Source organism: Streptomyces sp. S6 (assembly GCF_054880855.1).
In genome coordinates, this window is sequence record NZ_JBTYMC010000294.1 from 1 (window position 1) to 8,335 (window position 8,335).

The window sequence follows — 8,335 nt, forward strand, 5'->3', positions numbered from 1 at the left end:
GTTCGGGATGCCGGTCGCGGGGCTCACGCTGGCGGCGCTCGGCGCGTCGTCGGCTGGGGCCGGGGCGACCGGGCTCGGGCGCTACCTCCAGATCTTCGTCCTCGTCCCCGCCGCCGTGCTGCTGCTCGTCCGGGACGCGCGTGACTTCCGGCTGCTGGCCTGGGCGTTCGTCGCGCTCGCCGGGTGGCAGGGGGCCGTCGGCGTCCACCAGTTCGTCACCGGCACCGGCGCGTCCTACCAGGGCGAGGAGATCCGGGCGGTCGGGACGTTCGGGCCGCAGGACGTGATGGGGATGGCGACCGTCGTGTCCTTCGGCCTGATCTGCGCGGTGGGGCTCGCGCTCGGGCGGTCCGTCGCCCGGGAGCGGCTGATCGCGGGGGTGTGTGTGGGGGCGTTGCTCGTCCCGCTCGCGCTGTCCTTCAGCCGGGGTGCCTGGATCGCGACGGCGCTCACCTGCTCGGTGCAGCTGGTGCTGGCCGGGCTGCGAAGGGCCCTGAAGGCGGGGGCCGTTGTCGCCGCCCTCGGGATCATCCTGGTCGGCGGGTTCGGGGTCGGCTCGGCGATGCTCCAGGAGCGGGTCAGCAGCATCACCCAGGTCACCGACGCGCCGGACCAGTCCGTCACCGACCGGTACACCATGTGGGCCGCCGCGCTCGGGATGTGGCGCGAACAGCCGCTGACGGGCGTCGGGTTGAAGGGGTTCCCCGAACACCGGGACACGCACGCGTCGTTGGCGCTGTCCTCCGGGAGCGACACGGAGGGGGCGGGGTCGGCGTACGTCAAGCAGCCGCTGCTCTCCCCGCACAACATGTACCTGCTGATCCTCAGCGAGCAGGGGCTGATCGGCCTGCTGGCGCTGGGGGGTTGCTGGCTGGCTCTCCTGACGTGCGCCCTGCGCAACCTGGTCCGGGCCCGTAAGCACCGACGGGGCGGCCAGGAGTGCGCGTTGATCGCCTGCGGGCTGTCCGTCTGGCAGCTCACCGACTTCATGTACGCCGACATCGGCGGCCCCTCCACCGTCCTCACCGCCGTCTGTCTCGGCCTCATCGCCTGGTGGGCCCTCGTCGGCCCGTCGGCTCCCGAGGAGGCCGGCACCCGATGACGGCGGAGGCCGAGAGGAAGTCGTTCGGAGCCGACGTCGTCACAGAGGACGGCGGTTCGGGTGGGCGTCTCCACGAGGACGCCCACCCGGCCGTCCCCCGCGGGCGGACCGGTGAACAGACCGGCGACGGCGCAGCCTTGGCACCCCCCGCCCCCGAAACCTCCCACCCCACCGGCAAGTTCCTCGCCAGAGCAGCCGTCCTCACCGCCGCCCTCTCCATCGCCGGGTCGCTGCTCGGGCTGGTCCGGGACCAGGCGCTGGCGCGGCTCTTCGGGGCCGGGCAGGAGACGGACGCGTTTCTGGTGGCGTGGACGATCCCGGAGTTCGCGGCGACGCTGCTGATCGAGGACGGGATGGCGTTCGCGCTGATCCCGGCGTTCAGCATGGCGCTGGCGAGGCGGGCGCAAGGCGGGCCGGGGGATCCGGTGCGGGCGCTCGTCGCGGGGACGCTGCCCAAGCTGTCGCTCGCGTTCGTGGCGGTCGGGGCGCTGCTCATCGGGCTGGCGCCGCAGGTCGTCGAGGTGCTGGCGCCGGGGTTGTCGAATCCGCAACTCGCCGTCGATTGCACGCGGTTGACGGCGACCTGTGTCCTCAGCTTCGGCCTCGCCGGCTATTGCAGCGCCGCGCTCAGGGCGCACCGGACGTTCGGGCCGCCCGCCGCGATCTACGTCGCGTACAACACCGGCATCATCGCCGGGATGTTCGTGCTGGGCGGGCACTGGGGGGTGCGGTCGGCGGCGGTCGGGGTGGCGGTCGGCGGTGCGTTGATGGTCGTCGTCCAACTGCCTTCGCTGCTGAAGAAGTTGACTGCGCGGACCGCCGTCCGGGAGAAGGCCGGCGGACAGGAGCCGCAGGCGCTGAACGTGGCGCTGCTCGCGACGGTGCTGCTGTTCGCGCTGTGCCGGCAGTCTCAGGTGCTGATCGAGCGGTTCCTCGCCTCGCGGCTCCCGGAGGGGGCCATCTCGCATCTCAACTACGCCCAGAAAGTGGCGCAGATGCCGATGCTGCTGTCGATGATGCTGATCACCGTGACGTTCCCGGTGGTCGCGCGGGCGCTCGCGGAGGGGGACACCGAGCGGGCCCGCAAGCGGGTGGAGAGCGATCTCGCGCTGGCGACCTGCGTGGTGCTCCTCGGGACGGCGGCGGTGGTGGCGTGCGCGCCGCAGATCATCCAACTCCTTTTCCAGAAGGGTGCGTTCACGCCGGAGGACACGGCGGCGACCGCGAAGGTGATGCGCGTGTACGCGCTGGGCCTGCTCGGGCAGACCCTCACCGGCGTGCTGGTGCGCTCCTACTTCTCGGCGGGGCGCCCGAGTTGGTACCCGGTGGGTGCGATGGCGGCCGGGATCGTGGTGACGTCGTGGATCGGCGCGCTGACCGTGGGCTCGCTCGGCGTCACCGGGATCGCCGTGGCGAACGCGGCCGGGATCACCGTCACCGCGCTGGTGCTGCTCGCCGGGCTGGGGCCGCGCAGTGTGCCGGTCCATGTCCGGGGTGTGCTGCACGAGTTGAGCCGGCCGGTGCGGGCCGCGCTGGTCGCGACGGTCCTCGGCGCGTACGCGGCCGGCCATGTCGGCGGGGGGCCTGTCACGGGGTTGGCGGCCGGGGGGCTGACCGTGACCGTCGTCTTCCTCCTTCTCGGCTGGGCGCTGGACGCCCAAGGTGTCGAGCCCGTCCTGAGATCCGCCCGTTCCGCGACCAGAAGGCTGGCAGCTCATGTCCGTTCCCGTTGAGGCCCCGAGACGGCCGTCCCTCAACTCCCTTCCCTGGGTGGCGATGTACCACTCGGTGGGTGACTGCTCCGACGACCCGTACCGCGTCACGGTCACCCCCGAGCGCCTCGACGCGCAGCTCGCGTGGTTCGCGCGCAGCGGCCTGCGGGGTGTCTCCATGGCCGAGTTGCTCGCGGCGCAGGACCGCAAGGGCCTGATCGGCCTCACCTTCGACGACGGCTACGCGGACTTCGTCGACAACGCGCTGCCGGTGCTGCGCTCCCACGGCTTCGGCTCGACCCTGTTCGTCCTGCCCGGCAGGCTCGGCGGCGAGAACGCCTGGGACCCGCTGGGCCCGCGCAAGCCGCTCCTCACGGCGGACGGCATCCGCGAGGCGGCGGCGCACGGCGTGGAGATCGGTTCCCACGGACTCACCCACGTCGACCTCACCAAGGCCGACGACGAGACCCTCACGGCGGAGACGGCGCGGAGCAGGGCCCGCCTCGAAGAGCTGCTGGACACCGAGGTGACCGGCTTCTGCTACCCCTACGGGACGATCGACGAGCGTGCGGTGAGCGCGGTCCGTGCCGCCGGGTACGCCTACGCGTGCGCGATCGACCCGGGTGCCCTGGGCGGCGTCCACGCCCTGCCCCGCGTGCACGTCGGGCAGAACGACACCGCCGCCCGGCTGTTCCTCAAGTACCGGCTGCACCGGCTGCGCCGCCGTCCGGTGGAGGGGCTGCGGTGAGGGCGCTGCACATCATCACGGGCCTGGGGACCGGCGGCGCCGAGCAGCAACTGCGGCTGCTGATCCGGCACTTGCCGGTCGACTGCGAGGTCGTCACGCTCACCAACCCGGGCGCGGTCGCGGACGGCCTGATCGCCGACGGTGTCCCCGTGACGCACCTCGGGATGGCCGGCAACCGCGACCTCGGTGCCCTGCCCCGGCTGGTGAAGCACATCAGGGCGGGCGGCTACGACCTCGTCCACACCCACCTCTACCGGGCCTGCGTGTACGGCCGGCTCGCGGCGCGGCTCGCGGGGGTGCAGGCGATCGTCGCGACCGAGCACTCGCTGGGCGACTCGCAGATGGAGGGGCGTCAACTCACGCAGGGTGTGCGGGCGTTGTACCTGGCGAGTGAGCGGCTGGGCCGTTCGACGGTCGCCGTCTCCCCCACGGTCGCCGACCGGCTGCGCCGCTGGGGGGTGCCGGGGCCCCGGATCGAGGTCGTCCCGAACGGCATCGACCTGGCCCGTTTCCGCTTCGACCCGGTGTCCCGGCACCGCACACGCCGGCGCCTGGGGCTGCCGGAGGACGCGTACGTGATCGGCGCGATCGGCCGCCTCAGCGCCGGGAAACGTTTCGACGTCGTCATCGAGGCCCTCGCACAACTCCCCGAGGATCACTGGCTGTTGCTAGTCGGCGGCGGTCCCGAGGAGAGCGTGCTGCGGCGTACCGCGCACGACGCGGGGGTGGCCGACCGGGTCCTGTTCACCGGCGAGCGCCCGTACGTCCCGGACGGCACCCCCGGCCCCGACCTGCCGTCGCTGACGTCCGCGATGGACGTCCTGGCGTCGCCCTCGCCCGAAGAAGCCTTCGGACTGGCGGTAGTCGAGGCACTCGCCTCTGGGCTGCCGGTGCGGTACGCGTCGTGCCCGGCGATCGAGGACCTGCCCGCACAGGCACCGGACGCCCACCGAGTGCCGTGCGGTGTCGAGGCGTTCGCCAAGTCCCTGCGCAGACCCACGACTTCCGGCCCGCGCACCCCGCCCGAGGCCGCCCGCCACTACGACATCGCCCGCAGCGCCGCGCGGCTCATGGACGTCTACACGACCACCCTCTCCGTCCCGTCACCCCAGAAAGCCACCGCCACATGACCGAGAACACCTCCCGCCGCCCCGCCGTCCTCACCCGCGCCAAGGCGCTCCCCCCGTGGACCCTGCTCGCCGCCGGCGCCCTCGTCGGGGGCCTGGCCGGCGGCTCGTACGGCCTGCTGAAGCCGCCCGTCTACACGGCGACCGCGTACGTCGTCGCCGTCCCCGCCGAGAAGTCCGACTCGTCGTCCGCGCTCGGTTTCGCGCAGGCGTACGGCCGGGTCGCCACGCAGCTCGCGGTGCTCGGGGACGCGCAGGTGTGGGCCGGGGTGCCGGTCGCGACGCTCCAGAAGAGCGTGCAGACGGCGACCTCGCCGGACGCCCCGATGGTGTCGATCACCGCGACCTCGGGGCGTGCCGACCTCGCCGCCGACATGGCCAACGCGGTGTCGCGGGCGCTCACCCAGCACGCGAAGAGCACCGAGAAGACCACCAACGTCGAACTCCAGTCGTTCGCACGGGCGATGAAGCCGACCACCCCGTCCTCCCAGTCCCCGGCCCTCACCGGACTGGTCGGCGCGAGCGCGGGCGGGCTGCTGGGCGGGCTGGTGCTGCTGGTGCGGCCGAAGCGGCGCCTCACGGCCGACGGGAAGGCAACTCTGCTCCAGAGCGCGGCCGTTGCCGGGGACGCCAAAGTTGCCGACGACACCAAGGCTCCCGTCCCCGGCCCGGCGCTCGCCGTCGACGTCCACGGGGCACGATGAAGACCGAACTGGTCGCAGACGAGGCCGAGTTCGCGGCGCTGGCCGCCGACTGGGCCGACCTGTACGGGCGGTGTGCGACGGCGACCCCGTTCCAGAGTCACGCCTGGCTGCACTCCTGGTGGCTGTCCTACGGCAGGCGCGGCCGACTGCGCCTGCTGCTGGTGCGCGGCGCGGACGGTCAACTCGTGGCCGCCGCGCCGCTGATGGCCGTCCGCAGTCCGTTTCCCGCGCTCGTGCCGCTGGGCGGGGCGATCTCCGACTACGGGGACGTCCTGGTCGACGACGAGCGTGCGGAGGAGGCTGTCGCCGCGCTGACCGAGGGGCTCGCGGCGGCGGCCCGCACAGCGCTCATCGACTTCCGCGAGGTGCGTCCGGGGGGTGCCGTCGAGCGGGTCTACGAGCACTGGAGCGGGCCCCGGCGCCGGGTCGGCGACTCGGTGTGCCTGGAGCTGCCCGCCGTCCCGATGGAGGAACTGGTCGCGCGGCTCCCCTCGGCGAAGGCCCAGCGGGTGCGGGCCAAGCTGCGCAAGCTGACCTCGCTCGGGGTCGAGCGCAGCGTCGTCGCGCCCGACGAGGTGGACGCGGCGCTACGGCGCCTCCTCGAACTGCACCAACTCCAGTGGCAGGGCCGGAAGGTGACCTCCGAGCACCTGCAACGCCGGTTCTGCGAACACCTGGTGCGGTCGGTCGGCCCGATGGTGCGGTCGGGGGACGCGGTGGTCACCGAGTTCCGGCTGGACGACGACGTCGTCGCCGTCGATCTCACGCTGCTGTCCCGGGAGTTGGCCGGGGGGTATCTGTACGGGGCGCATCCGCGGCTGCGGGAGCGCAAGGCGGACGTCGCGGTGATGCTGCTGGAGGCGTGCGCCGAGCACACCCGGGAGCGGACCCGGGGTGCTCTGAGCCTGCTGCGCGGGAACGAGCCGTACAAGCACCACTGGCGGCCCGAACCCGTCGTCAACCAGCGGCTGCTGCTGGCCCGCCGGCGCACGGCGCCGCTGCTGTCGGCGGCGCTGTGCGACGTGGCGGCCCGGCGGCGCGGCAAGGAGTTACTGCACCGCTGGGAGTCGTTCAGGGGGGAGCGGTCCGGTGGCGGCGGGTCCTGAGGCGGGCCCGCCGCCACCGGCGCGGTCACCGGTTGCGGGAGAACCAGTCGAACTTCACGCAGAGCTTCCCGCCGAGCCAGTACTCGACCCAGTTGCCGAGGTTCACCGGCGAGCAGTTCTGCTGAGGTTCGGGCTTCGGTTCCACCGGGGGTACTACGGGCGGCTCCACCGGAGGTACTACGGGGGGCTCGACCGGCGGGACCACCGGAGGCTCGACCGGCGGCACCGGCTCGTCCACCCGGCCGGACAGCATCGAGCGGTAGACCTCGGAGGAGCGCGGGTTGGCGCCGCACTGCCACACGCCGTGCGGGCAGTAGTCGGTGACGGTGTTGTACAGCGGCTTGTGCTCGTCCATCCAGGCGAGCATGCGCCGCATGTACTCCGGGTTGTCGCCGTTGCGGAAAAGTCCCCATTCCGGATAGGAGATGGCCTTGTTGTGCGACTTCGCGAAGTCCACGTGTTCCTGAAGGCCGTAGGGCTCCGTCACCTGTTCGTCGAACGTCCGGCCGGTGGGCTGGTCGTACGAGTCCATTCCGACGATGTCGACCGTGTCGTCACCGGGATAGCACCGCGTCCACGGAACGGCGTCGCGGCCCCGGCTCGGCGTGAAGTCGAATTTGAATTCCTGGCCCGGCACCGAACGCATGGTGGTGACGATCCTGTTCCAGTACTTCTTCCAGGACTCCGGGTCCGGACCGCACCGGTGGGTGTACGTCGTGCCGTTCATCTCCCAGCCGAGCACGATGACCGTGTCCGGCACCTTGAGGGCGACGAGCCGCTCGGCGAGGGCCTTGTAGTGGTGGTCGAACTCGCCCGCGGCGCCCTGCCGCAGCAGCCGGCGCACCTCGGAGTCGGGGACGCCCTCCTCGTTGCGCTCCAGCATCGGCACGTTGAGGACGAACATCCGGTCGTCCTTCTCGCGCCGCCAGTCCGCCCACACGTCGAGGAAGCCGGGGGCGCCCTCGATGTTGCTCCACCGGTCGCCCGGCAGGTAGGTGTGCCCGACCCGCAGTTCGGAACCGCCCAGCCAGCGGCTCAGCTCGGCCATGCGGGAGACACCGCGGGGACCGTAGTCGAGGTAGGCGCCGAAGGCGGGGTACTTCTTCGCGGGGACCGGGGTCGCGGGAGCCGGGCTCGTACCGGCCGGGGTGGCCTCGGCCGGGGGTACTACGGGGGCTACGGGTACTACGGGGGCGGGGTCCGCCGCAGGGGCCGGGTCCTCACCGCCGTCCCCCCACCACCGGCCGCTGTCCCACCACGCGGGAGCGGGCGGATCGGCGCTCCGCACCACCCCCGAAGCCGCGGCGAAACCAGGACCGGAGGCCAGGGTGGCCGATACGACGACAGCCGTCGCCACGACGGCCAGCCGCCGGGACCGGACGCGTCGCTTTCGTGGGGCCATGCCTGCTCCTTTCTCCACTCTCACGCGTGATGACCGCACCATTCGCGCGTTATGACAGCGTCAGGAATTCCTGACAGACAGTCACATGTAAGTCATACGAAAAGGAAGTACGCCACCGCCGTTACGGCTTTCGAGTGGTCCACTCGCCCGCACCGGTGAACGAACCGAAGGAATTGCCCCGTGCCCCTGCTCGACACCCGCGTCCCCGCAGTGCTGCTGCGGATCGACCGGAATCCCTTTCACCACGGAACGCTGGGTGCCGTGCGCTCCCTCGGCCGCGCCGGGGTCGAGGTCCACCTCGTCGCGGACGTGGCGGGAAGTCCCGTACGCCATTCGCGGTTCGTCCGGCAGCTGCATCCGCCGCCGCTCCCCGGGGCCGCCGACGCCGAGATCGCGGCGGTGCTGCTGCGGGTCGCCGCGCGCGTCGAGCGGCC

7 protein-coding genes and 1 pseudogene are annotated in these 8,335 nt (G+C 72.4%); 7 read left to right on the forward strand and 1 reads right to left on the reverse strand.

The annotated features are described in order from the left end of the window. The 6 genes from ACVNF4_RS28730 to ACVNF4_RS28755 form a co-directional block, all read left to right on the forward strand. The coding region (locus tag ACVNF4_RS28730; RefSeq protein WP_461805798.1) for an O-antigen ligase family protein at positions 1-1,102 on the forward strand (1,102 nt) is incomplete at its 5' end. After that, positions 1,099-2,835 (forward strand): murein biosynthesis integral membrane protein MurJ, encoded by a 1,737-nt coding sequence (gene murJ, locus ACVNF4_RS28735; protein WP_461805799.1) that lies wholly within the window; start codon positions 1,099-1,101, stop codon positions 2,833-2,835. The genes ACVNF4_RS28730 and murJ, both read left to right, overlap by 4 nt. Continuing rightward, entirely contained in the window at positions 2,819-3,562 is a 744-nt protein-coding gene (locus tag ACVNF4_RS28740) for a polysaccharide deacetylase family protein (RefSeq protein ID WP_461805800.1), read from the forward strand. The genes murJ and ACVNF4_RS28740 overlap by 17 nt, the downstream gene beginning before the upstream one ends. After that, positions 3,559-4,692 carry a glycosyltransferase gene (locus tag ACVNF4_RS28745; RefSeq protein ID WP_461805801.1) on the forward strand — a complete coding sequence of 378 codons (1,134 nt, stop codon included), beginning with the start codon at positions 3,559-3,561 and terminating at the stop codon, positions 4,690-4,692. The genes ACVNF4_RS28740 and ACVNF4_RS28745 overlap by 4 nt, the downstream gene beginning before the upstream one ends. Then, entirely contained in the window at positions 4,689-5,393 is a 705-nt protein-coding gene (locus ACVNF4_RS28750) for a YveK family protein (RefSeq protein ID WP_461805802.1), read from the forward strand. Before ACVNF4_RS28745 ends, ACVNF4_RS28750 begins: the two co-directional genes overlap by 4 nt. Next, positions 5,390-6,499, forward strand: coding sequence for a GNAT family N-acetyltransferase (locus ACVNF4_RS28755; RefSeq protein WP_461805803.1), 1,110 nt, complete (start codon positions 5,390-5,392; stop codon positions 6,497-6,499). Before ACVNF4_RS28750 ends, ACVNF4_RS28755 begins: the two co-directional genes overlap by 4 nt. 25 nt (positions 6,500-6,524) lie before the next feature. On the opposite strand, the gene ACVNF4_RS28760 is transcribed toward ACVNF4_RS28755, so the two are convergent. Next, positions 6,525-7,901 (reverse strand): glycoside hydrolase family 26 protein, encoded by a 1,377-nt coding sequence (locus ACVNF4_RS28760; protein WP_461805804.1) that lies wholly within the window; start codon positions 7,899-7,901, stop codon positions 6,525-6,527. 180 nt (positions 7,902-8,081) lie between these two features. Here ACVNF4_RS28760 and ACVNF4_RS28765 point away from each other — a divergent pair. Further along, positions 8,082-8,335: pseudogene (locus ACVNF4_RS28765) on the forward strand (ATP-grasp domain-containing protein); the annotation flags it as partial.